Raw genomic sequence first — 23,609 nt, 5'->3', positions numbered from 1 at the left:
ACACACCGTCGAACGGAACGCGACCCCCGCGGACGGCGCGGACGGCGCGGACACCGCCGAGAACGAGGAGCAGACGTGAGCGAGCCGGCGTCCATCGCCCTGCAGCAGGAGATCGCCCGTGACCTGGAGGTCGCCGAGACCTTCGACGCCGAGCGGGAGATCGAGCGCCGGGTGGCCTTCCTCGCCGAGCGGCTGACCTCGACCGGTCTGCGCTCCCTCGTCCTCGGCATCAGCGGCGGGGTCGACTCGACCACCGCGGGCCGGCTGTGCCAGCTCGCCGTCGAGCGGGCCCGCGCGGCCGGGCACGAGGCCCGCTTCCACGCGATGCGGCTGCCCTACGGGGTCCAGGCCGACGAGCACGACGCCCAGCTCGCCCTGTCCTTCATCCGCGCCGACCAGGTCCTGACCGTGGACGTCAAGCCGGCGAGCGACGCGGCCCTGGAGGCCGCGCGGGCCGCCGGGGTGGAGTTCCGCGACGCCCATCACCAGGACTTCGTCCACGGCAACATCAAGGCGCGCCAGCGCATGATCGCCCAGTACGCGGTGGCCGGCGCCCACGACGGCCTGGTGGTCGGCACCGACCACGCCGCCGAGGCGGTCTCCGGCTTCTTCACCAAGTTCGGTGACGGGGCGGCCGACCTGGTCCCGCTGACCGGCCTGACCAAGCGCCGGGTGCGCGCGGTCGCCGACGCCCTGGGCGCGCCCGCCGAGCTGGTGTGGAAGGTCCCCACCGCCGACCTGGAGACCCTGGACCCGGGCAAGGCCGACGAGGACGCCCTCGGGGTCACCTACGACGACATCGACGACTTCCTGGAGGGCAAGCCGGTCGACGCGCGGGCCTTCGAGACGATCGTGCGCCGCTACCGGCTCACCGACCACAAGCGCCGGCTGCCGATCGCCCCGGGGCACCTTCCGGTTCAGTAGGCGCCGTTGACGTTGTCGATCGAGCCGTAGCGGGCGGCCGCGTAGTTGCAGGCGGCCGTGATGTTCGCGACGGGGTCGTAGGAGTCCATCGCCGTGCCCGGCACGTGGTAGGCCCGGAAGGTCGGGTCGATGACCTGGAGCAGCCCCTTGGAGGGGATGCCGGCCGCGGCGTTGGAGTCCCAGTTGTTGATGGCGAGGGGGTTGCCGGAGGACTCCCGCATCACGTTGCGGTGGATTCCGGCGTAGGTGCCGGGGATCCCGTGCGCGGCCATGATGTCCAGCGACTGCCGGATCCAGCCGTCCAGGTTGTTCCCGTACGTCTTCACGGCGGCGGGCGCCGCGGCGGGCTTGGCGGCGAGGGCGGTGGCCCGGGCGGCGGCGGCCTTCGCGGCCCCGCCCAGCGCCAGCTTGAGGCCCGGGCGGATGACGGACGGGTTGCTGCCGATGGCCTCGCGGTTGGCGGCGTAGAGGGCCTGCCAGCCGCCGCTCACGGAATGCTCCGCCGCGATCTTCACGAGGGTGTCGCCGCCGACCACGGAATAGGTCACGGGAGCCGCCGCCTTTTCCGCGGCCGGTTTGGCGGCCGGCTCTCCGGCGGGAAGTGCCACGGTGTGCACGGCGGGCGCCGCGGCCGGCTGCGCGACGGCCGCCCCGGCCGTGGTCGCGCTGATCAGGGGGAGGGCGAGGGCCGCTCCGCCCGTGCCGGCGAAGGCCAGCCTGCGGGCGGTCTTGTGCTGCTTCGGCCGACGGTGCTTACCCGATGCGGGCATGGCGCATTTCCTCACGTGGGGGTACGGGAGAGCCCCGGCGGCGGCCGGATTCGGCATTCGGCCGCCGGGAATGAGGGTGACCGTAGGCGAGCGCGAGGGGCCGAACAAGACGCGAATTCACTCCGGAGATCGACTTCCCGCCGGGCCCCCGGTAAATGACCTTGGAAAACTTCTCCGGAAATCGAGGTTTTCCTTTCCGGGAAAAGGGAATCGACCCTTCTGGGGAAATTGATGTTGGCCCGGCGGGTGTGGCTCACATCACGACCCCGCCGGTCCCCTCGTCCCCTTGCTCATTCTGGCCAATTCGCGGGCCGATGCCGCTGATTGGGGCGACTCGTGCGAGAGTGCTGAATCCCAATGAAAAGGGAGGAATCGGGCGCGCTTTCGTGGGGCTGCGCCCGGATCAGAGTCCCGCCAGCTCCTTGAGGGCGGCCGTCACCGCCGCCTCGGACGCCGGCAGCATCGGAAGGCGTACGTCGGGCGTCGGGATCCGCCCCTGCGCGTACAGCACCCCCTTGACCACCCCCGGGTTCGGTTCCGCGAAGAGCGCCGCCGAAAGCCGCGCCAGCCGGTGCCCGAGCACCCGGGCCCGTGCCGCGTCGCCGTCCCGCCAGGCCCCGGCCAGCTCCGCGAACTGCTCCGTCGCCAGGTGCGCCGACGCCAGGACCGCGCCCGAGGCCCCGAGGGCGAGCAGCGGGGACACGTACACGTCGTCCCCGGCCAGCACCGCGAACCCGTCCGGCAGATCACCCAGCAGCGCCACCGTCTCCTGGTCGATCCCGCCGCCCGCGTACTTCACCCCGGCCACTGCGGGCAGCGAACCCAGCTCCCGCAGCGCCGCCGCGTCCAGCGGCTGCCCTGTCCGGTACGGGATGTGATAGACGATCAGCGGAACCGGGCTCGTCCGGGCCAGCCGCGCGAAATGCGCCAGCACCCCCGCCGCCGAGGGCCGGACGAACGCGGGCACGGTCACCAGCGCGGCCCGCGCCTCGGGCCACCGCGCCAGCCGCGCCAGCGCGACCTCGCTCGCCCGGGTCCCGCTCGCCCCCGCCCCCACCGTGAGCAGCGCGCCCCGCTCCCGGCAGACCCGCGCGCAGACGCCGGTGACCAGGTCGCGCTCGTCCTCCTCCAGCGCGGCCGCCTCGGCGGTGGTGCCCAGGGCGACGATCCCGGCGGCGCCCGCGTCGATCACCTCGTGCGCCAGGGCCTCCAGGGCCCCGGCGGCGACCTCCCCGCCACGGGTGAAGGGGGTGACGAGCGGGACGTGGATCCCGTTCAGGGAGAGCCCCGCCGCCGTGTCCGCCGTCCGGCCGGTGTCCTGCTCGGTGTGGTTCGTGTCCTGTCGCATGCGTAAGAGCGTCGCCCGCCCCGAGCGCCGAATCCAGTTCACGTTCCTTACGTGATCCGTAAGCTGAGCCGATGCTCGACGTACGCCGTCTGCGGCTCCTGCGCGAACTCGCCCGCCGCGGCACCATCGCCGCCGTGGCCGAAGCCCTTGCCTACAGCCCCTCCGCCGTCTCCCAGCAACTCGCCGTCCTGGAACGCGAGGCCGGACTGCCCCTGCTGGAGCGCACCGGCCGCCGGGTCCGGCTCACCCCGGCCGCCCAGAACCTGGTGGGGCACGCCGAGGCGGTCCTGAAGCGGCTCGAACAGGCCGACGCCGAGCTCGCCGAGGCCCGCAGCGGCCTCGCCGGGGTGCTGCGCATCGGGGCCTTCCCCACCGCCACCCGCGCCCTCGTCCCCGCCGCCCTCCTCCACCTGGCCCGGCGCCATCCGGCGCTGGAGCCGATGGTCCACGAGACCGACCCTGCGGCGGTCGCGCACGCGCTGCGGGCCGGGGAGCTGGACGTGGCCCTGGTCCACGAGTACGACTTCGTCCCCGCGCACCCCGAGCCGGGGCTGGACACCCGGCCGCTCTACGGGGAGGCGATGTACCTGGCGGCCCCGGCGACGACGGCCCGGCCGGGCCCGCAGCCGGAGCCGGCCCCGGGGGCGGAGCCGGCTCCGGAAGCGGACACGCACCCGCGGCCGGACCCCGGGCCCGCACCGGCCGCGCCCGCCCCGGCCCCCGACCAGGGCGCGGTGCTGCGGGCCCACCGGGACGCGCCCTGGATCACCGCCACCCCCGGCACCCTCTGCCACGCCATGACCCTGCGCGCCTGCCAGGCCGCCGGGTTCACCCCGCGCGTCCGCCACCGCATCGACGAGTTCGCCACCGTCCTCGCGCTGGTCGCCGCCGGACAGGGAGTGGCCGTCGTACCGCAGCTCGGGATGACCGGCCCCCCGGACCCCGCCGTCGCGCTGACCCGCCTCCACATGGAACGCCGCACCAAGATCGCCTTCCGCAGCGGGGCCGGCGCCCATCCCGCCGTGGCCGCCTTCGCGGCCTCCCTCCGGGCCGCCGTACCGCGGGATCTGGCCGAGTCGCCCGCCGGTGGGTGACACAGCTCGTGACACAACTCCCGTACCGCGTCCCGCCCGTGTACGTTCGGTGATCCAGACCGATCCGATCAGAACGGGGTACGACGTGACACATCGCGTACGAGGAGTCATCGCGCGGAGCAAGGGCGCACCGGTGGAGACGACCACGATCCTCGTGCCCGACCCGGGGCCGGGCGAAGCCCTGGTCAAGGTCCAGGCCTGCGGGGTCTGTCACACCGACCTGCACTACCGCGAGGGCGGCATCAACGACGAGTTCCCCTTCCTCCTCGGCCACGAGGCGGCCGGCGTCGTCGAGTCCGTCGGCCCCGGCGTCACCTCCGTCGCCCCCGGCGACTTCGTCGTCCTCAACTGGCGCGCGGTGTGCGGCACCTGCCGGGCCTGCAAGCGCGGACGCCCCTGGTACTGCTTCGCCACGCACAACGCCACCCAGCCCATGACCCTGGAGGACGGCACCCCGCTCTCCCCGGCGCTGGGCATCGGGGCCTTCGCGGAGAAGACCCTCGTCGCCGCCGGCCAGTGCACCAAGGTCGACCCGGCCGCCTCGCCCGCCGCCGCCGGGCTCCTGGGCTGCGGGGTGATGGCCGGCCTCGGCGCCGCCCTGAACACCGGCAACGTCGGACGCGGCGACTCGGTGGCCGTCATCGGCTGCGGGGGAGTGGGCAACGCGGCGGTCGCCGGCGCCCGGCTGGCCGGCGCATCGAAGATCATCGCCGTGGACCTGGACGACCGGAAGCTGGAGTGGGCGCGCGGACTCGGCGCCACCCACACCGTCAACGGGCGCGCGCAGGACGTGGTCAAGGCGATCCAGGAGCTGACCGGCGGCAACGGCGCCGACGTCGTCATCGAGGCCGTCGGCCGCCCCGAGACCTACCAGCAGGCCTTCTACGCCCGGGACCTGGCCGGAACCGTGGTCCTGGTCGGCGTTCCCACACCGGAGATGAAGCTCGAACTCCCGCTCCTCGACGTCTTCGGCCGCGGCGGCGCCCTGAAGTCCTCCTGGTACGGCGACTGCCTGCCCGAACGGGACTTCCCCCTGCTGATCGACCTCTACCTCCAGGGCCGGCTCGACCTCGACGCCTTCGTCTCCGAGACCATCCCGCTCGACGGGGTCGAGGAGGCCTTCGCCCGCATGGAGCGCGGCGAGGTGCTGCGCTCGGTGGTGCAGTTCTGAGCGGGTGACCCGCGGAAGGTTCCGTAGACTCGGCCGGACCACACCTCCGCCCACCCCGGCCGCGACCCGGCCGGGGCCGGGGCGGGGCCCGCACCCAGACCCCAGGGGCCGTCCGTGACCCGCCAGCGCAGCCACAGCTACCGCCAGCCCGGTGTCGTCCTGACCGACCACCACTTCACCGTGCCGCTCGACCACTCCCGCCCCGACGGGGAGCGGATCGAGCTCTACGCGCGCGAGGCCGTGGCCACCGGCAAGGACCCCGAGCGGCTGCCCTGGCTGCTCTACCTGGAGGGCGGCCCCGGTTTCGGGGCCCGGCGCTTCACCGGACGGCAGGCCTGGCTGGAACGGGCCCTCGCCGACTACCGCGTCCTGCTCCTCGACCAGCGCGGCACCGGCCGCTCCACCCCCGCCGGCCGGCAGACCCTGCCCCTGCGCGGCACCCCGGAGCAGCAGTCCGCGTACCTCGCCCACTTCCGCGCCGACTCCATCGTCCGCGACGCCGAGCACATCCGCCTCGCCCTGACCGGCGGCGCCCCCTGGACCGTACTCGGCCAGAGCTTCGGCGGGTTCTGCACCACCCACTACCTCTCCACCGCCCCCGACGGACTCACCGCCGCCCTGATCACCGGCGGCCTGCCCTCCCTCGACGCCACCGCGACCCAGGTGTACGAGGCCGCCTACCCCCGCGTCGAGCGCAAGAACCTCGCCCACTACGCCCGCTACCCGATGGACGTGGAACGCGCCCGGCGCATCGCCGCCCACCTCGCCGAGCGGCCCGCCGAACTCCCGGGCGGCTACCGGCTCACCGCCGAGGCCTTCCAGTCCCTCGGCCTGCTCCTGGGCACCGGCGACGGCAGCCACCAGCTCCACTACCTCCTCGAGGACGCCTTCGTCACCACCCCGTCCGGCCCGGCGCTCTCGGACGCCTTCCTCGAAGCGGTCCGCTCCCACCTCTCCTTCGCCGGCCACCCGCTCTACGCCCTCCTCCACGAGGCCATCTACGCCCAGGATCCGGCCACCCCCACCGGCTGGGCCGCCGAACGGGTCCGCGCCGCCCACCCGCGCTTCGACGCCGCGAAGACCCTCGGGGGCACGGACCCCCTCCTGTTCACCGGCGAGACCATCCACCCCTGGCACTTCACCGTGGACCCCGCCTTGGCCCCCCTGCGCGACACCGCCGAACTCCTGGCGGCCCGCACCGGCTGGCAGCCCCTCTACGATCCGGCGCGCCTGGCCGCCAACGAGGTCCCCGTGGCGGCGGCCGTCTACCACGACGACATGTACGTCGACACCGACCACTCCCTGCGCACGGCCCGCACGATCCGCGGCCTGCGCACCTGGGTGACGGACGAGTACGAACACGACGGCGTCCGCGCGGGCGGCCCGCGGGTGCTGGACCGCCTGCTCACCCTCCTGGAGGACTGAGAGGACGACGGTCCCTTCGCCTATTGTGCGACGCATGACCGAACAAGCTGATCAGCAGGCGCCCTTGCAGCCGATGCCCACCGAATGGAAGCGCGCGCTCGCGGTGGTCGCCCACCCCGACGACCTGGAGTACGGCTGCGCGGCGGCCATCGCCCACTGGACGGACGGCGGCCGCGAGGTCGCCTACGTGCTCGCCACCCGCGGCGAGGCCGGGATCGACGGGGTCGCGCCGGACGAGTGCGGCGCGCTGCGCGAGGCCGAACAGCGCGCCAGCGCGGCCGTCGTCGGGGTCTCGACGGTGGAGTTCCTCGACCACCGCGACGGCGTCATCGAGTACGGCCCGGCCCTGCGGCGGGACATCGCCGCCGCCATCCGGCGCCACCGCCCCGAGCTGGTGATCACCCTCAACCACCGGGACACCTGGGGTGGAGCGGACGGCGGCGGGAACTGGAACAGCCCCGACCACAAGGCCGTCGGCCGGGCCGTCCTGGACGCCGCAGGCGACGCGGGCAACCGATGGATCTTCCCCGAGCTCATCTCCGAGCAGGGCCTGGAGCCCTGGGACGGAGTGCGCTGGGTCGCGGTGTCGGGCACCACCACCCCCACGCACGCGGTCGAGGCCGGACCCGGGCTGGAGCGCGCCGTGCACTCCCTGCTGGAACACAAGGCCTACATCGCCGCGCTGACCGACCAGGACCCGCAGGAGTACGTCCGGGACTTCCTGACCGGTAACGTCCAGCAGGCGGCGGCCCGCTTCGGCGGCACCCCGGCGGTCGCTTTCGAGGTCTTCCCCCGTTGACCCGGTAACCACCCCCGCCTAACCTGACGAGCCGTCAGCTCTGCTCGGTCCGGGGGTGGTTCAGGTGATCGACACGATCAGCACGGACTTCGGGGAGGGTGAGGAGCGCCTTCGGCTGGAGGTCGAGGACGGGCTGGCGCTCCTGACCCTCTGCCGCCCCGGCAAGCTCAACGGCTGGAGCTGGGAGTCCACCCGCCAGCTGGGCCTCCTCGCCGACCGGATCCGCTTCGACCCGGAGGTGCGCGCGGTCCTGCTGCGGGCGGAGGGCCGGGCCTTCTGCGCCGGCATCGACGTGAGCGCCCCCGGCGGAGCCATCGCGGGCGACTCCGCCGCCCAGCGGACCCGTAACTACTACGAGGGCATCCGCTGGGTCCACGAGCGCTTCGCGGTCCTCTCCCGCCTCCCGCAGCCCGTCGTCGCGGCCGTCCAGGGCTACTGCCTCGGCTTCGGCTTCGAACTGGCCCTGATGGCGGACATCCGGGTGGCCGCCGACGACGCGGTCTTCGCGCTGCCCGAGGCGCGGCTGGGGGTGGCGGTGGACGCCGGCGGGGACCTGCGCATCGCCCGGGAGGCGGGCGCGGGCTGGGCCAAGCTGCTGGCGCTGACCGGCCGGCGGATCGACGCCGCGACCGCCGAGCGGCTGGGCCTCGTCCAGCTGGTGGTGCCCCCGGCCGAGCTGGACACGGCTGCCCGCGCCCTGGCGGCGGAGATCGCGGCGAACGCCCCGCTCGCCGTCCAGGGGATCAAGCGCGCGGTCGACGCCTACGCCGACGCCGCCCTGGCGCCGGCCCTCGACCGCGTCGCGATGACCGCCGCCCTCACCCTGACCTCCGAGGACGCCCGCGAGGGCTACTCCGCCCAGGCCGCCCGCCGGCCCCCGCACTTCGGCGGTGTCTAGGAAGCGGCCCCCGGTATGCGCAGGGCGCGGAAGCCCTCGTACTCGGCCCGCATCAGGTCGGCGAACGAGTCGTGGCGCACGGGTCCGCAGCCGCTCCAGGCGGAGTACCGGTACGCCGCCCACTCGCCGTCGGCGCCGATGTCACCGGGGTCGAGGAGCAGCCAGGTCTGGTCCCCCCAGAGGGAGATCTGGACGGCCCGGTTCCACCTCGCGCTCCCGTACTCCTCGTCCCCGTCCCCGTCCGCTTTTTCGCCTTCTGCCTCGTCTTCGTCCTCCTCCTCGTCCTCCTCCTCGTCCAGGTCCTCCTGTTCCCACAGGGTGAGGTCCTGGTGGACGGAGGGCGTCATCTCCCGCAGCAGGCCCACCTCCGCCGCCGACGCGAGCAGTTCCACGAACTCCCCGGCCCACCGCCACCCGTCGGTGACCTCCAGGAACGAGCGGTAGGAGGGGGGCAGCGGGGCCCCGAGCCGGGCCTCGAGCGCGGCGATCCGCTCCGGCGGGGCCGGATCGAAGCCCAGCCGGCCGAGCGGCGGCTCCGAGGGGTCCTCGGCCTGCCGGGCGGCGTCGCGCTCGGCGCTCCAGGTGCGCAGGAAGGGTTTCCAGTCGTGGATCTTCATGCTCCCGATGCTGCCCCACGCCACTGACAACGCCCCGCGCAGGGGGCCGGGTCCGTCCCGCCGCCCGTTCACAGGGTGAAGGGGCCCCGCCCCAGCTGCTCGCGCACCGGTACCACCTCCGGCTGGACCAGGGACCGCCGTTGCCAGTTCGCCCCGTCGACCACCAGGGTGTGGCCGGTGATGAAGGCGGCGTAGGGGGAGGCCAGGAAGGTGGCCGCCCAGCCGAGTTCGCGCGGCGCCCCCACCCTGAGCGCGGGCTGCAGGCCGTCCCGGCCCTGCGGCGCGGCCCGTTCCAGCCCGCCCCGGATGTCCCGGGTCATGTCGGTGTGCGGGAACAGCCCCGGCACGAGGCCGTTGATCCGGATCCCGTACGGGCCCCACTCCACGGCAAGGGTCTCGACCAGGTTCTTCACCCCGGCCTTCGCCGCGGCGCTGTGTGCGAAGCCGGGGCCACCGGTCCACGCGTACGAGGCGCCGATGCTGACGATCGCGCCGGGGGCGCCCGCGGCGAGGTGGCGCCGGCCGAACTCGCGGGTCATGAACCAGGTGCCGGTGAGGGTGGTGTCCACCACCGCCCGCCAGGCGTTGGGGGAGAGGTCCTCGGCGGGGCAGGGGAAGTTGGCCGCGGCGTTGTTGACCAGGACGTCCGGCGGCCCGAGCGCCGCCTCGGCCGCGTCGAAGACCTCCGCGACCCTTTCGGGGTCGCGGATGTCGCAGACGGCGGCCGCCGTCCGGCCCGCACCGGGTACCGCCGCAAGCTCCTCCCGGGCCGCCGCCAGCTGCTCGGCGCGGCGGCCGGCGATCACCACATCGGCGCCGAGCCGTGCGAACTCGGCGGCGATGGCCTTGCCCAGCCCGGTGCCGCCGCCCGTCACGAGGACCACCCGGCCCCCGTACGTACCGGGGGGCAGGGCGCTCGCGCCGAGCGGCGGGGGCGCGGGCAGCCCGCGCCTGGTCTCGTCCGTCATGGGGCATCGATAGCGCGTGGGCCCTCGGATGACCAGGCCCGCGCGGCCGCCGGCTACTCGGGCAGGTACGCCTGCTGCGCGGCGCAGGTCCAGATCACCGGCTTCAGCATGCCGGCGGCGTTGACGGCCGCGCCGCCGACCCGGCCGTCGTCGGCGGCCGACGCGGCGGCGCCGGCCTGGTTCGCGGCCAGCCGGGGCAGCGCCAGCACGGGACCCGTGCCCGGCCACAGCTGCGCCTGGTCGGGGAGGGTCTGCTCGTCCGGGTGGAACCTGGCGGTGCCCACGCTCACGCCGGTCGTCGGGCTGATCGCCTCGAAGGTGCCGTACGGGTGGGTCTTCAGCGTGCCGGGGAAGAAGGCGGGCCCGGTGTGGGGCGGCGTCCAGACCGCCGGCGTGTACCGGTACGCCATGCCGCTCCAGTCGTAGCCGACGATGCGGCCGCTCTCGTCGAGGTCCTGTACGTAGCTGTCGTGTCCGGTGGGGGCCAGGGCCTCGGCGGGTCCGCCGTCGGCGGGCCAGAGCACCGGGAAGGTCCCCTCGCGGTGCTCGCCGGTCTCCGGGACCTCGTAGTCCTCGCGGGCCATGCCGAGGACGTCGCCCTGGGTGTTGATGCCGGTGACCAGGTCGATCCTGGTGCCGGGGGCGGCGCCCGCGGGCACGGGCAGGTCGCGGACCTTCCGACCGTCCTTCCACACCACGCCCGCACCGCTCCGATTGCGCGAGACGACGTACCCGGCGTCGTTGACGTCGGCGTCGTCGGACTGGAAGTCGCTCCCGGGCAGCCGGGTGACCGCGGCGTCGCCGGCCCGGAAGGTGAAGAGGTAGCCTTCGGCGCCGTAGACGGCGCCCACCATCAGCCCGCCCTGGTTCACGGCGAGCACCGCACCCGAGAGGGCGGCGTCGGGCATAGGGACCTTGTGGAGCCGGGTGCCGGTCCAGTAGACCGGCTTGCCGCCGGAGCGGCCGACGGAGAGGTTGCCGGCGCCGAGGCCGAGGACCATCTCGGTCTGCCGGTTGCCCACCTGGTAGCCGCCGGACCCGATCGAGCCGAGGACCTGGATCCGGGGCGTGCAGGCGGGAGCCGCGGCGGCGGGTCCGGCGGCGGTGACGAGTCCCGCCAGGACGAGGGCGGCGGTCGCCGCCGCGGCGGTGCGGCGGGTGCCTGTGCTGGTGCGTGTGCCGGCCATCGTTGTCTTCCCCCGGTGTGCCGATGCGTCATATGCCCCTTGAATGGGGCCTGTTGATGCTATCTCCCGGGACTCCCGTTCACTCGTGGTTCGTGCGTTCGATGAGCGGAACGGTCTTCCGGTCCCGGCGGGGGCGGGCCCACCCGCCCGGTCCGCCCCGCCCGCCGAGGGTTCCCAAGGTGTCAAGCGACCGCTTAGTATGCCGCCGAGCGTGGTTCCTCGACGGCGGCTGGAGGCCCCGGATGCAGGCATGGCGAGTACACACGACCGGCGAACCCCGCGAGGCCATGCGCCTCGAGGAGGTCCCCGACCCGGTACCCGGCGAGGGCGAGGTCAGACTCAGGGTGCTCGCCGCCAACGTCAACTTCCCCGACGCCCTCCTCGCCCGGGGCCAGTACCAGATCCGGCCCCCGCTGCCCTTCACCCCCGGCGTCGAGGTGTGCGGCGAGACCGAGGACGGCCGGCGGGTCCTCGCCAACCCGAGCCTGCCCCACGGCGGGTTCGCCGAATACGTCACCGCCCCCGCGCGCGCCCTGCTCCCCGCCCCCGGCTCCCTCGACGACGCCGAGGCCGCCGCCCTGCACATCGGCTACCAGACCGGCTGGTTCGGCCTGCACCGCAGGGCCCGCATCCGGAGCGGCGAGACCCTCCTCGTGCACGCCGCCGCCGGCGGGGTCGGCAGCGCCGCCGTCCAGCTCGGCAAGGCCGCCGGGGCCACCGTCATCGGGGTCGTCGGCGGCAAGGCCAAGGCCCGCACCGCCGAGGAGCTCGGCTGCGACCTGGTCCTCGACCGCACGGGCGAGGAAGCCGCCGGGATCGCGGCCCGGGTCAAGGAGTTCACCGGCGGACGCGGCGCGGACGTCGTCTACGACCCCGTCGGCGGCGACGCCTACGCCGCCTCCGCCAAGTGCGTGGCCTTCGAGGGCCGCATCGTGGTCGTCGGCTTCGCCGGCGGCAGCGTCCCCGCCCCCGCCCTCAACCACGCCCTGGTGAAGAACTACGCCATCCTCGGCCTGCACTGGGGGCTGTACGCGGCCAAGGACCCCGCCGCCGTCCTCGCCTGCCACACCGAACTCACCCGCCTCGCCGACCAGGGCGCGATCAAACCCCTGGTCAGCGAACGGATCCCGCTCGCCGGGGCCGCCGACGCCGTGCAGCGCGTCGCCGACGGCACCACCACCGGCCGGCTGGTCGTCGTACCGTCCCTCCCGGACGGCGGCGCCCGATGACCCTCGACGCCGCGGACCTGCTCGCCCGCACCCGGGACCTGCTCGCCGCCCACCCGCCCGGCGCCACCGCCCCCGCCGACTTCCTGCGCGCCCGCTTCGACGCCGGACTCGCCTGGGTCCACTACCCCCAGGGCCTCGGCGGGCTCGGCGCGCCCCGCACCCTCCAGGCCGTCGTCGACGGCGAACTGGAGGCCGCCGGAGCCCCCGACAACGACCCGCGCCGGATCGGCATCGGCCTGGGCATGGCCGCGCCCACGATCCTCGCCTACGGCACCGAGGAGCAGAAGCACCGCTTCCTGCGCCCCCTGTGGCTGGGGGAGGAGGTCTGGTGCCAGCTCTTCAGCGAACCCGGGGCGGGCTCCGACCTCGCCGCCCTCGGCACCCGCGCCGTCCTCGACGAGGAGGCGGGGGAATGGGTGGTCGACGGCCAGAAGGTATGGACCTCCAGCGCCCACACCGCCCGCTGGGCCATCCTGATCGCCCGCACCGACCCCACCGTCCCCAAACACCGGGGCATCACCTACTTCCTGTGCGACATGCACGCCCCCGGCGTCGAGGTCCGCCCGCTGCGCCAGATCACCGGGGAGGCCGAGTTCAACGAGGTCTTTCTCACCGGCGTCCGCATCCCCGACGCCCACCGCCTCGGCGCCGTCGGCGAGGGCTGGGCCGTCGCCCGCACCACCCTGATGAACGAACGCGTCTCCATCGGCGGCATGCGCCTCCCGCGCGAGGGCGGCATGATCGCCCCCGTCGCCGCGGCCTGGCGCGAACGCCCAGGCCTGCGCACCCACGCCCTCCACCAGCGGCTGCTCGGACTGTGGGTGGAGGCCGAGGTGGCCCGCCTCACCGGCGAACGGCTGCGCCAGCAGCTCGCCGCCGGCCAGCCGGGCCCGGAGGGCAGCGGGATGAAGCTCACCTTCGCCCGCCTCAACCAGGAGATCAGCGGCCTGGAGGTGGAACTCCTCGGGGAGGAGGGCCTGGTGTACGAGGACTGGACGATGCGCCGCCCCGAGACCGTCGACTTCACCGGCCGCGACGCCGGATACCGCTACCTGCGCGCCAAGGGCAACAGCATCGAGGGCGGCACCAGCGAGATCCTTCTCAACATCGTCGCCGAACGCGTCCTCGGACTGCCCGCCGAACCGCGCGACGACAAGGACACCCCCTGGAAGGACCTCGCCCGATGACCGCACTCCCGCCGCGGCCGGGCCACCCGGCCCCCCGCGCACCCATCGACCTGCTCTACTCCGGCACCGAGGACGAACTCCGCGCGGCCGTACGCTCCCTGCTCGCCGACTGCTGCGAGCCCGCCGCGGTCCTGGCCCGCGCGGAGACCGGCCGCCCCCACGACCCGCAGCTGTGGCACACCCTGGCCGCCGGGATCGGCGCCGCCGGACTGCTCGTCCCCGAGAAGCTGGGCGGGGCGGGCGCCGGACACCGTGAGGCCGCCGTGGTCCTGGAGGAGCTGGGCCGGGCCGTGGCGCCCGTCCCGTACCTGACCGGCTCCGTCCTCGCCACGGAGATCCTGCTCGCCTGTGCCTGCGACGGCCCCGAAGCGGCGGACCTGGTACGGGAGCTCGCGGCCGGGCGCCTCGTCTGCGTCCCCGCCCTGCCCCTGACCCTGGCCCCCGGCGCACCCCTGCCGGCGCCGCTGCACGATGCCGGGGGTGGGGTGCTCAGCGGCACCGTCACCTCGGTCGCCGACGCCGTGGCCGCCGACGTCCTGCTGGTCCTCGCCGACACCGGGCTGCACGCGGTCCCCGCCGACCGCGCGGTCCTGCACCCGGTGGTCCCGCTCGACCTGACCCGCCCGCTGGCCACCGTCACCCTGGAGGCCGCCGCCGGAACCCGCCTCGCCGACCCCGCCACCGCGCGGGCGGCCGTCGCCGGGGCCCTGCTGTCCGGGGCGGGTCTGCTCGCCTCGGAGCAGCTCGGGCTCGCCGAGTGGTGCCTCACCGAGACCGTCGCGTACCTGCGCGGCCGCCACCAGTTCAACCGCCCCGTCGGCTCCTTCCAGGCCCTCAAGCACCGCCTGGCCCAGCTGTGGCTGGACGTGGCCTCCGCCCGCGCGGCCGCCCGCGCCGCCGCCGACGCCCTCGCCACGGCCGCCCCCGACGCCCCGCTCACGGTGGCCGTCGCCCAGGCCCACTGCTCCGGGGTCGCGGTCCGCGCGGCCGAGGAGTGCGTGCAGTTGCACGGGGGCATCGGCATGACCTGGGAACACCCCGCCCACCTCTACCTCAAACGGGCCAAGGCCGACTCCCTGGCCCTCGGCACCGCAGGCCACCACCGGGGCCTGGTGGCCGACTTCGCCGAGCTCCCGGCTCCGTAGCCGAAGGGGTCGTCCAGCCCGCGCGGCGTTTGAGCGCAACGGGGGCCGGGGCGGAGCCCCGGAGAACGGGTGAAGGGCGGGTCGGGGACCATGCCCCGCGCAGCGGAACCGTCCGCACAGGTGACCTCCCCCCGCCACTTCGCGTTAGACCCTCGTACGCGGACCACCGAGCGAGGGAGACCCATGCACGCCAGCGCGAGCGCCACCCGCACCCGCCGCGCCTTCCTCCGTTCGGTGTTCGGCGCGGCCGCGCTCGCCGGCACCGCCGCCGCGCTGGCCCCCGTGCTGCGCGCCCGCCGCCCCCGGCAGACGCTCGGCCCCGCCCCGCTCACCGAGGAGACCTACCGGGGCCGGCACATCAGCGTCGACCCGGCCTCGGCGGCGGTCCGCATCGACGGCCGTCCCCTGCACGTGATGCGCCGGGCCGACGGCAGCTACCTCAGCGCGGTCAACCACTTCCAGTCCTACGACACCCCCCTGGAAGCGGCCCGCGCCGCCGTCGACGAACTCGGCACCACCCAGCTGGCCTTGGCCGCCCCGCACCACGGCTGACCGGCCGGGAACCAGGAGAACCCCCGCGGTGTACACCCGGCAGAACCAGAAGCACCTCACCAGCGCGCAGAAGAAGCGGTTCACGTCCGCGCTGCTGGAACTCAAGCGCAACGGCACCTACGACGAGTTCGTGCGCACCCACGGCACCTACTTCGTGCCCGACCGGGACACCAAGCGGCGGGTGGGGCACATGTCCCCGTCGTTCTTCCCCTGGCACCGCAGCTACCTGCTGGAGTTCGAGAAGCGGCTGAGGGCCGTGGATCCCCAGGTCTCCATCCCGTACTGGGACTGGACCGCCGACTCCAGCCCCGTTTCCTCCCTGTGGGCCGAGGACTTCCTCGGCGGCACGGGCCGGGAGGGCGACCTCCAGGTGATGACCGGCCCCTTCGCCCACCGGCACGGGAACTGGACGATCACCGAGGGGGTCAGCGAGGCCCCGTTCCTCACCCGCAACCTCGGCCGGCCGGGCAATCCCGTCTCCCTGCCGACGGCCGCCGAACTCCAGTGGGCGATCGACGACCCGGTCTACGACTCCTCGCCCTGGAACTCCACCACCGAAGGCGGGAGCTTCCGCAACAAGCTGGAGGGCTGGGCCGCCCCGAAGAGCGAGCGCTGGCGCAACCACAACAAGGTCCACCAGTGGATCGGCGGCCACATGACGGGCGCGACCTCCCCGAACGACCCCGCGTTCTGGCTGCACCACGCCTTCATCGACCTGATCTGGGACCGCTGGCAGCAGCGCCACCCCGGCTCCGGCTACCTGCCGGCCGCCCCCCTGGAGCTCGGCGACCTCCAGCGCGGCCGGGTGATCTCCCTGGACGAGCCGATGCCCCCGTGGGACGTCACCCCGCGCGAGATGCTGGGCCACGGGGGCGTCTACCGCTACGAGTGACCGCGGCCCCTCGGGCTTCAGAGGTCTTCCCAGGCGTGAGGGGTCTTCGTCCGGAGAAAGGCCGCACGCGAAAAGGCCCCCGCCACAGGGCGGGGGCCTCTCAGCCGGTCAGGCGGGGGAGGCGATCACTCGCCGTAGCTGCCGCCCTCGGTGTGGTGGTGGCTGCCGCCGCCCGAGGCGTTGACGCAGGTGTTGCCGAAGGCCGGGTTCAGCAGGGCGATCACGTTGACGGTGTTGCCGCACACGTTGACCGGGATGTGAACCGGAACCTGAACGACGTTGCCCGACAGGACACCCGGGGAGCCGACCGCCGCACCCTGCGCTCCGGCATCGGCGACGGCCAGACCGGCGCCGGCGGCCACGGTGCTACCGGCGACGGCGGTGATGGCGAATGCCTTCGCGATACGCGACATCAAGATCTCCTCGTGAGATGTGGGCGCCGCATCCTCTGCGGCATTTGACATGGCATACAACGCGGCGAGGGCCGAGTGGTCACGGTCGAGGGGGCTACTCGGGGAGAGAAAAACGGACAGAGGCGAAGGAGGGCTGGACCGGACTGACCGCATCCGGCCGCATAACCGCCACCACCGGGCCCTTGCAGTGCGGTTCGCGGTACAGGGACGCGGTGAGCGGCGTCCGGTTCGTGACCGCGCGGCCACCGCCGCCCGCCGCCTCCACGCAGCCCTTCGGGGAGGTCACGCCGTGGACGCGGTCGTCCTGGCCGACGTACTGGAAGCCGGGTCCGGCGGCCTGCGCCGGGCCGGCCGCCGCCGACAGCAGGGCGCCCAGGGCCAAGGCGGCCGCGGCAGGGGGGATGAGGTTCGCTCGCATGCCGGTCCAACCCGGCGCGCCCGGGAGCCGGTCACTCCTTGTCACCCTCCGGACGGTTGTGCGACCGTGCTCGCAACGCCCGGAAGCGGAACCGGGCCTTAGCGAAGCCCGGGCGGAGACCGGGGCCGACCGAGGAGAGCGCGGATGAGCACAGCGGGCGGCGTCCACCGGCCCCGGGCCGGCACCGGGCACGGCGTCGTGGAGGGCCGCTGGGAGGCCGGCGGCACCGCCGTCTTCCGGGGTGTCCCCTACGCCGCCCCGCCCACCGGCCCCCTCCGCTTCGCCGCCCCGCGGCCCCCGGACGCCTGGGACGGCGTGCGCGACGCGGGGGCGTTCGGGCCGACGGCGCCCAAGGTGCCCTACCCGCCGGCCTTCGCCGCCCTGCTGTCCGACCCGGAGATCCCCGGCGAGGACTGCCTCACCCTCAACGTCTGGACCCCGGACCCGGCACCCGGGGCCCGCCTGCCGGTGATGGTCTGGATCCACGGGGGCGCGCACACCCGGGGATCGGCCGCCGTCCCCGTCTACGACGGCTCCGCCTTCGCCCGCGACGGGGTCGTGCTGGTCTCGTTCAACTTCCGGCTCGGGGTGCTCGGCTACGGGCTCTTCCCCGACGCCCCCGCCAACCGGGGCCTCCTCGACCAGATCGCCGCCCTGGAATGGGTCCGGGACAACATCGCCGCCTTCGGCGGGGACCCCGGCCGCGTCACCGTCTTCGGGGAGTCCGCCGGCGCCATCAGCATCGGCGCCCTGCTCGCAGCCCCCCGCGCCGCGGGCCTCTTCGCCCGGGCGGTCCTGCAGAGCGGGGCCCCCGAGGTGCTTCCGCGCGACCAGGTCCGCACCATGGTGCGGCGGATGGCCGCGCGGCTGCGGGTACCCGCCACCGCCCGGGCCTTCGAGGGGGTGGGGCTGCCCGCGCTGCTCTCCGCCCAGGCGGCGGCGCTGCGCCGCTCCTCCCCGGTGCTGGGCGGCCCCGCCTTCGGGCTGGTCGCCGACCCGGACACGCTCCCGGCCGACCCGCTGGAGGCCGCCGCGGCCTCCGCCGTACCGCTGCTGATGGGCTGGACCGCCCAGGAGCACCGGCTGTGGCTCGCCCCGACCGGCGGGGGGCGGCTGCTGGACCGGCTCGGCCCGCTGGCCGTGGCGTACGGCAGGCTGCGCGGCGGCAAGGACCGGGCCGCCGTACGGGCGCTGCGCGCCGCGCTGCCGGACGCCTCTCCGGCCGACCTCGCCGGACACCTGGTCACCGACCGGCTGCTGCGCGACCCCCTGCGCCGGATCGCCGGGGCCCGGCGGCCGGCCCCCAGCCACCTCTACGAGTTCCGCTGGCCCAGCGGCGTACCCGGTCTCGGGGCCTGCCACGCGCTGGAGCTGGGCTTCGTCTTCGACACCCTCGGCCTGCCGGAGTCCTCCTGGCTGGCCGGGCCGGACGCGCCCCAGGCCCTCGCGGACGAGATGCACGGGGCCTGGGTCCGCTTCGCCACCACCGGGGACCCCGGCTGGGCCCCGTGGAACGGCAACGGCCCGCCGAAGGTGTTCGACGGGCCGGAGCCGGAGGCAGTGCGTGCGGAGGCTGTTACTCCACTGGTCCTTCCATGACCTTGCTGATGAACTCGATCGGTCCCTCACCCATATTGGGCACGTAGGTCGCGGCGTTGTGCTTGCCGCCCGGGATGACTCTCAGGCTGGTGTGGATGGGCCCCTTGTTGCCGTACGTGGCGATGTATTTCTGCACGTTCGGCAGGGTGTCCTTGTTGCTCTCGCTGTCACCGACCTGGAAGGCCAGGTAGACGTCCGGCGCGCCCTTCTTCTCGATGAGCGCCTTCGAGAGCAGGTTGGGGTTGTTCTCGTTCTTCTCCTTGTCGTGGCCCTTCCACAGTGGGGAGTCCGGGACGATGTCCGGGCCGGAGGCGATCGCGGCCTTGAACTTGTCCGGGTACTTCAGCACGGCCTTCAGGCTCGCGAAGCCGCCGGTGGAGGAGCCCATGAAGGCCCAGCCGTCACGCGACTTGACCGTGCGGAAGTTCTCCTTCATCAGGCCCGGGACGTCCTCGGTCAGCCAGGTGTCCATCTTCGGCTGGCCGGGGATGTCGCTGCCGTCCCAGTAGGTGCCCGATTGCGGGTCCTTGGGGTCCTGGTCGTGGTTCTCGGGGTTGAGTACGGGCATGGCCAGGAGGAAGGGCTTGCTCTTGCCCTCGCTGTACCACTTGCTGATGCTGGCCTGGAGCTTGAGGTCCGTGCCCATCCAGTAGTTGATCGGGTAGCCGGCACCGCCGGGCAGGGCGATCATGACCGGGAAGCCGCTCTTGGCGAACTTGGGGTCGTTGTACTCCTTCGGAGCCCAGACCCACACCTTCCCCTTGAACCCGGACTTCTTGCCGTCCAGCTCCGTGACCGCCACGTGGGTGCCGTCCGGCAGGGTCGAGGCGTTCTTGAACTGCGCCGTCGGGTTCGTCGGCATGAGCGCCTTGGAGTTCGGCGCCTGCTTGCCCGCCGTCTGGCCGCCGCCGGGCTTGCCGAAGGACACGGCCTCGCCCTTGTCGGTGAACGGCGGTATGTCGAAGTACGCCATCACGCCGGCGCCGATGCCGGCGAGGGCCAGCACGCTGACGCCCGCGATGATCCACTTCTTCGCCCTGGACTTGCGGCGCGGCGGCTCCTCCCCGTAGGGAGGCTCGTACTGGTCGTACTGCTGCTGCTCGTAGCGCTGCTGCTCGTACTGCTGCTGCTCGAAACGGGGCTGGACCTGCGTCGGCGCGTCGTACCCGTACTGGTCCTGCCCGTACTGGTCCTGCCCGTACGGCGGGCGCCCGCCCTGCTGCGGCCGGCCCTGCTGGGGGCCGCCGTAGCCGGGGCCGCCGCCGTAGGGCTGTCCGCCCTGCGGGGGCCGGCCGTAGGGCGGCTGCTGCCGGCCGCCCTGGGGGGTGGGCTGCGGCCGCCCCTGCTGCTGGCCGTAGGGCGGGCGCGGCGGCGGGTTCTGACCTTCCGGCCTGTACGGCGGCTGGTACTGGCCGTCGGGTGAGTACGACATGTGCGGTGGCTCTCCGGCTGTTGCTGGCCCCGTCGTGGGGAGGACTGCTTCCGTTCGAATGATGAACGATAGTGCCTCGGGGTTCCCTATTTTTCCTTTTCTTGACGGTCCGAGGGGCGGGGTGTTGCCCATCGTCTGGAGGGCGCACGGAGTTCCCCTGCTGTTACCCGCACGTCCCTGGCCCATGCACATGGCCCTGGGTATGGTGCGTCCGCGCCGCCACCCCCAAGACTTCCCCCATGTGCCCGGAGGTACATCCCGTGTTTGGCATGACCATTTCACGGCCTCGCCGCAGGACCGCCCTCGCCACCGCCTTCGGCATCACCGCCGCCGGCGCCGCCCTCTGGGCCGGCGTCGGGGCCGCCCAGCCCGCGCACGCCGCGGGCCTGCCCGCCCCCGACCACACCGTCGTCGTGGTCTTCGAGAACCACGCCTACAACCAGGTCATCGGCAGCTCCAGCGCCCCCTACATCAACTCCCTCAAGGCCGGGGGCGCCAACCTCACCCAGTCCTTCGGCATCACCCACCCCAGCCAGCCCAACTACATGCAGCTCTTCTCGGGCTCCAACCAGGGCGTCACGGACGACAGCTGTTACACCCCCGGCTTCAGCTCCGCGCCCAACCTGGCCTCCGAGCTGATAGCCGCCGGCAAGAGCTGGGGCAGCTACAACGAGACCCTGCCCAGCCAGGGCTCCACCACCTGCTCCAGCGGCAAGTACGCCCGCAAGCACAACCCCTGGTTCGCCTTCTCCAACGTGCCCACCAGCACCGCGAAGACGATGACCCAGTTCCCGACGGACTTCACCACCCTGCCCAAGGTGTCCTTCGTCGTCCCGAACCTCTGCAGCGACATGCACGACTGCTCCGTCGGCACCGGCGACACCTGGCTCAAGAACAACCTCAAGGCCTACGCGGACTGGGCCACGACCCACAACAGCCTCCTCGTCGTCACCTTCGACGAGGACAACCGGCTCGCCGGCAACCAGATCCCGACCGTGCTCTACGGCCAGCCCGTGACCCCGGGATCCACCTCGGCCACCACCTACAACCACTACGACATGCTGCGGACCCTGGAGGGCCTGGCCGGGCTGACCACCCACGCCGGGAACGCCGCCACCGCCAAGGACATCACGGGGATCTGGGCTTCCTGACCATGTACGTCGCGGACAGTCGCGGTACCCCCGCGCCCGCCGTGGCCCCCGAGACGCAGGCCGTCGCCCCGGGCACCAGCCCGGGGCGGCGCGCCGCCCTCGCCCCCACGGTCCTCGCCCTGGGCACGGTCAGCCTGATCACCGACGTCTCCTCGGAGATGGTCACGGCCGTGCTCCCGCTCTACCTCGTCGCCGGACTCGGGCTCACCCCGCTCGGCTTCGGCCTCCTCGACGGGGTCTACCAAGGCGTCAGCGCCCTGGTCCGCCTCACCGGCGGCCACCTCGGCGACCGGCTCGGCCGGCACAAGGCGCTCGCCGGCATCGGCTACGGCCTCTCCGCCCTGTGCAAGCCGCTGCTGCTGCTCGCCCACACCCTGCCCGCCATCGGCGCCGTCCTCGCCCTGGACCGCACCGGCAAGGGGCTGCGCACCGCCCCGCGCGACGCGCTCATCTCCCTGGCCGCAGCCCCCGAGGACCGCGGCCGGGCCTTCGGCGTGCACCGGGCCATGGACACCGCCGGCGCGCTCGTCGGGCCGCTCCTGGCCTTCCTCATCCTGCGCGGTGCCGCCGACGGCTACGACGCCGTCTTCACCGTCAGCGCCTGCGTGGCCGCGCTCGGCGTCCTGGTGCTCGTGCTCTTCGTCCCCGGCCGGCGCACCGAGCCCGCCCCGGACGCCGCCCCGGTCTCCCTGCGGGCCTCCCTCGGGCTGCTGCGCCGCCGGGACCTGCGCCGCACCGCCCTGTGCGCACTGCTCCTGGGGCTGTGCACCGTCAGCGACGCCTTCGTCTTCCTGCTGCTCCAGAAGGCCACCGGGATCGCCGACCGCTGGTTCGCGCTGCTGCCGCTCGGCACCGCCGCAGCCTTCTTCCTGCTCGCGATGCCGCTGGGCCGCCTCGCCGACCGCGCCGGCCGCCGCCGGGTCTTCCTCGGCGGGCACCTCGCGCTGCTGCTCGCGTACGCGCTGCTCCTGACCGGAGCGCAGCACCCGGCCCTGCCCTACGCGGTCCTCCTGCTGCACGGCGCCTTCTACGCCGCCACCGACGGCGTGCTGATGGCCGAGGCCGCCGGAGCCGTCCCCGAGGAACACCGGGGCGGCGGGCTCGCCCTCGTCCAGACCGGCCAGGCCCTCGCCCGGTTCGCCGCCTCCCTCGGCTTCGGCGCCGCCTGGACCGTCTGGGGGGCCCGGCCCGCGCTCGCCGTGGCCGCCGTCCTGCTCGCCGTCGCCGTCGCCGGCTGCGCCCGGCTGAGGCCCGACGGGACCTGACCCCGGCCGCCGCCCGCACCGCCGCATCCCCACACGAGAAGGACCGAAGGCCCCCCATGACCCTCCAGCGCCGGATCCTGATCCTGGTCACCGCCGTCGTCCTGCTCGCCGCCGTCGGCGTGATCGCCGTGGTCCGCGCCGGGTCGCGGGCCGACGAGAAGGACCAGGCCCGGCCCGGCGGCCCGCAGGTCACCCCGGGCACGGTCTCCCTCGCTCCCGGCGACGGTGGCCGGCGGATGGTCTTCCGGAACATGGCCTGGGGCCCGCACCGCGACGAGCTGGCCTCCGTCCCGGCCGGGGCCCCCGACGGCCCGCGCACCGCCTCCGGGGTGAAGTGCCTGCGCTTCCACGCGGCCGCCGGAACCGGGATCTGCCTGCGCTCCGACAAGGGCGGGGTCCAGGAGAGCTACCGGGCGGTCGTCCTCGACGCCGGCCTGCGCGAGGTCACCTCCCGCCCCCTCGCCGGGATCCCCACCCGGGCCCGTGTCTCGCCGGGCGGGCACCTGGTGGCCTGGACGGTCTTCGTCGGCGGGGACTCCTACGCCGGGACGAACTTCTCCACCCGGACCTCCCTGCTCGACCTGCGCACCGGGAAGTACGACGCCTCCCTGGAGGACTTCACCGTCCTCATGGACGGCAAGGCCTACCGCAACGCCGACGTCAACTTCTGGGGGGTCACCTTCGCCGCCGACGAGAAGACCTTCTACGCGACCCTCGCCACCGGCGGCCGCACCCACCTGGTCCGCGGCGACCTGGGCGAGCGCACGGTGACCGTCCTGCGCGAGAACCTGGAGTGCCCCTCGCTCTCCCCGGACGGGACCCGGCTGGTCTTCAAGAAGCGGGTGCCCGGCCTGCCCGAGGACGCCCCCTGGCGGCTCTACGTCCTGGACCTGGCCTCCATGAAGGAGACCCCGCTCGCCGAGGAGCGCAGCGTGGACGACCAGGTGGTGTGGACCGACGACAGGACCGTCGTCTACTCCCTGCCCGGCGACTTCGGCGCGGACCTGTACTCCGTGCCGGCCGACGGCAGCGGCGCCCCGGCCCGGGTGACGGCCTCGGCCCTCGCCCCGGCCTTCCTCGGCTGAGCGGCCGGGGCAGGGGCGGGAACGAGGGCCGGGGAGTCCC

The 23,609-nt window shown here is 74.1% G+C and carries 23 protein-coding genes; 15 read left to right on the top strand and 8 right to left on the bottom strand.

Annotated elements, in window-relative coordinates; all coding sequences use genetic code 11:
* Nucleotides 1-75: 75 nt before the first annotated feature.
* Nucleotides 76-924 (top strand): ammonia-dependent NAD(+) synthetase, encoded by an 849-nt coding sequence (gene nadE / locus BX286_RS03385; RefSeq protein WP_100862257.1) that lies wholly within the window; start codon nucleotides 76-78, stop codon nucleotides 922-924.
* Here nadE and BX286_RS03380 read toward each other — a convergent pair.
* Together BX286_RS03380 and BX286_RS03375 are read right to left on the bottom strand one after the other, a co-directional pair.
* Nucleotides 918-1,694: a LysM peptidoglycan-binding domain-containing protein gene (locus BX286_RS03380; protein ID WP_121014488.1), complete on the bottom strand. Its 777-nt coding sequence runs from the start codon at nucleotides 1,692-1,694 to the stop codon at nucleotides 918-920. The genes nadE and BX286_RS03380 overlap by 7 nt on opposite strands.
* Before the next feature lie 403 nt (nucleotides 1,695-2,097).
* Nucleotides 2,098-3,042 (bottom strand): dihydrodipicolinate synthase family protein, encoded by a 945-nt coding sequence (locus BX286_RS03375; protein WP_121014487.1) that lies wholly within the window; start codon nucleotides 3,040-3,042, stop codon nucleotides 2,098-2,100.
* Between the two features lie 71 nt (nucleotides 3,043-3,113).
* Here BX286_RS03375 and BX286_RS03370 point away from each other — a divergent pair, with 71 nt between their 5' ends.
* The 5 genes from BX286_RS03370 to BX286_RS03350 all read left to right on the top strand — a co-directional run bounded on the left by BX286_RS03370 (nucleotide 3,114) and on the right by BX286_RS03350 (nucleotide 8,429).
* Nucleotides 3,114-4,136: a LysR substrate-binding domain-containing protein gene (locus BX286_RS03370; protein ID WP_121014486.1), complete on the top strand. Its 1,023-nt coding sequence runs from the start codon at nucleotides 3,114-3,116 to the stop codon at nucleotides 4,134-4,136.
* 85 nt (nucleotides 4,137-4,221) lie between these two features.
* Complete coding sequence (locus tag BX286_RS03365; protein WP_079432110.1) at nucleotides 4,222-5,307, top strand: S-(hydroxymethyl)mycothiol dehydrogenase; 1,086 nt, start codon at nucleotides 4,222-4,224, stop codon at nucleotides 5,305-5,307.
* 114 nt (nucleotides 5,308-5,421) lie between these two features.
* Nucleotides 5,422-6,732, top strand: a complete 1,311-nt coding sequence (locus BX286_RS03360; RefSeq protein WP_121014485.1) for an alpha/beta fold hydrolase — start codon at nucleotides 5,422-5,424, stop codon at nucleotides 6,730-6,732.
* Nucleotides 6,733-6,766: 34 nt separating this feature from the next.
* On the top strand, nucleotides 6,767-7,531 hold the full coding sequence (locus BX286_RS03355; RefSeq protein ID WP_100862253.1) for a PIG-L deacetylase family protein: 765 nt from the start codon (nucleotides 6,767-6,769) through the stop codon (nucleotides 7,529-7,531).
* A gap of 64 nt (nucleotides 7,532-7,595) precedes the next feature.
* Entirely contained in the window at nucleotides 7,596-8,429 is an 834-nt protein-coding gene (locus tag BX286_RS03350; RefSeq protein WP_121014484.1) for an enoyl-CoA hydratase/isomerase family protein, read from the top strand.
* On the opposite strand, the gene BX286_RS03345 is transcribed toward BX286_RS03350, so the two are convergent.
* From BX286_RS03345 to BX286_RS36370, 3 genes are all read right to left on the bottom strand, one after another.
* Entirely contained in the window at nucleotides 8,426-9,046 is a 621-nt protein-coding gene (locus BX286_RS03345; RefSeq protein ID WP_121014483.1) for an SMI1/KNR4 family protein, read from the bottom strand. The two genes, BX286_RS03350 and BX286_RS03345, sit on opposite strands and share 4 nt — an antisense overlap.
* Nucleotides 9,047-9,114: 68 nt before the next feature.
* On the bottom strand, nucleotides 9,115-10,014 hold the full coding sequence (locus BX286_RS03340; protein WP_079430988.1) for an SDR family oxidoreductase: 900 nt from the start codon (nucleotides 10,012-10,014) through the stop codon (nucleotides 9,115-9,117).
* Between the two features lie 53 nt (nucleotides 10,015-10,067).
* Complete coding sequence (locus BX286_RS36370) at nucleotides 10,068-11,201, bottom strand: hypothetical protein (protein WP_100862250.1); 1,134 nt, start codon at nucleotides 11,199-11,201, stop codon at nucleotides 10,068-10,070.
* A gap of 242 nt (nucleotides 11,202-11,443) precedes the next feature.
* Here BX286_RS36370 and BX286_RS03335 point away from each other — a divergent pair, with 242 nt between their 5' ends.
* The 5 genes from BX286_RS03335 (at nucleotide 11,444) to BX286_RS03315 (ending at nucleotide 16,206) form a co-directional block, all read left to right on the top strand.
* Nucleotides 11,444-12,430, top strand: coding sequence for an NADPH:quinone oxidoreductase family protein (locus BX286_RS03335; RefSeq protein ID WP_079430990.1), 987 nt, complete (start codon nucleotides 11,444-11,446; stop codon nucleotides 12,428-12,430).
* Nucleotides 12,427-13,617 (top strand): acyl-CoA dehydrogenase family protein, encoded by a 1,191-nt coding sequence (locus tag BX286_RS03330; protein WP_079430991.1) that lies wholly within the window; start codon nucleotides 12,427-12,429, stop codon nucleotides 13,615-13,617. Before BX286_RS03335 ends, BX286_RS03330 begins: the two co-directional genes overlap by 4 nt.
* On the top strand, nucleotides 13,614-14,762 hold the full coding sequence (locus BX286_RS03325; protein ID WP_100862249.1) for an acyl-CoA dehydrogenase family protein: 1,149 nt from the start codon (nucleotides 13,614-13,616) through the stop codon (nucleotides 14,760-14,762). The genes BX286_RS03330 and BX286_RS03325 overlap by 4 nt, the downstream gene beginning before the upstream one ends.
* 183 nt (nucleotides 14,763-14,945) lie before the next feature.
* The gene (locus BX286_RS03320; RefSeq protein WP_237293195.1) at nucleotides 14,946-15,314 is read left to right on the top strand and encodes a tyrosinase cofactor; all 369 of its coding nucleotides are present in this window, start codon (nucleotides 14,946-14,948) and stop codon (nucleotides 15,312-15,314) included.
* 28 nt (nucleotides 15,315-15,342) lie between these two features.
* Entirely contained in the window at nucleotides 15,343-16,206 is an 864-nt protein-coding gene (locus BX286_RS03315; protein WP_079430993.1) for a tyrosinase family protein, read from the top strand.
* Between the two features lie 125 nt (nucleotides 16,207-16,331).
* Here the strand turns inward: BX286_RS03315 and BX286_RS03310 are convergent, their stop codons facing one another.
* Nucleotides 16,332-16,619, bottom strand: a complete 288-nt coding sequence (locus tag BX286_RS03310) for a chaplin (protein WP_079430994.1) — start codon at nucleotides 16,617-16,619, stop codon at nucleotides 16,332-16,334.
* Nucleotides 16,620-16,713: 94 nt separating this feature from the next.
* On the bottom strand, nucleotides 16,714-17,037 hold the full coding sequence (locus BX286_RS03305; protein ID WP_079430995.1) for a hypothetical protein: 324 nt from the start codon (nucleotides 17,035-17,037) through the stop codon (nucleotides 16,714-16,716).
* Between the two features lie 144 nt (nucleotides 17,038-17,181).
* On the opposite strand from BX286_RS03305, the gene BX286_RS03300 reads away from it, so the two are divergent.
* Nucleotides 17,182-18,636, top strand: a complete 1,455-nt coding sequence (locus BX286_RS03300) for a carboxylesterase/lipase family protein (RefSeq protein ID WP_079430996.1) — start codon at nucleotides 17,182-17,184, stop codon at nucleotides 18,634-18,636.
* Here the strand turns inward: BX286_RS03300 and BX286_RS03295 are convergent.
* The gene (locus BX286_RS03295) at nucleotides 18,614-20,068 is read right to left on the bottom strand and encodes an esterase family protein (protein WP_121014482.1); all 1,455 of its coding nucleotides are present in this window, start codon (nucleotides 20,066-20,068) and stop codon (nucleotides 18,614-18,616) included. The genes BX286_RS03300 and BX286_RS03295 overlap by 23 nt on opposite strands.
* Before the next feature lie 269 nt (nucleotides 20,069-20,337).
* On the opposite strand from BX286_RS03295, the gene BX286_RS03290 reads away from it, so the two are divergent.
* The 3 genes from BX286_RS03290 to BX286_RS03280 are packed head-to-tail and all read left to right on the top strand — an operon-like array spanning nucleotide 20,338 to nucleotide 23,569.
* Nucleotides 20,338-21,219 carry an alkaline phosphatase family protein gene (locus BX286_RS03290; RefSeq protein ID WP_185117142.1) on the top strand — a complete coding sequence of 294 codons (882 nt, stop codon included), beginning with the start codon at nucleotides 20,338-20,340 and terminating at the stop codon, nucleotides 21,217-21,219.
* A gap of 2 nt (nucleotides 21,220-21,221) precedes the next feature.
* The gene (locus BX286_RS03285) at nucleotides 21,222-22,484 is read left to right on the top strand and encodes an MFS transporter (RefSeq protein WP_100862248.1); all 1,263 of its coding nucleotides are present in this window, start codon (nucleotides 21,222-21,224) and stop codon (nucleotides 22,482-22,484) included.
* A 56-nt stretch (nucleotides 22,485-22,540) separates the two neighbouring features.
* A complete protein-coding gene (locus BX286_RS03280; protein ID WP_121014481.1) occupies nucleotides 22,541-23,569 on the top strand; it encodes a hypothetical protein in 1,029 nt (342 codons plus the stop codon).
* Nucleotides 23,570-23,609 lie beyond the last annotated feature (40 nt).

The sequence above is a fragment of the Streptomyces sp. 3211.6 genome (genome assembly GCF_003634815.1).
Lineage (GTDB): Bacteria > Actinomycetota > Actinomycetes > Streptomycetales > Streptomycetaceae > Streptomyces > Streptomyces katrae_A.
This window is presented reverse-complemented; position numbering and strand designations above follow the sequence as displayed.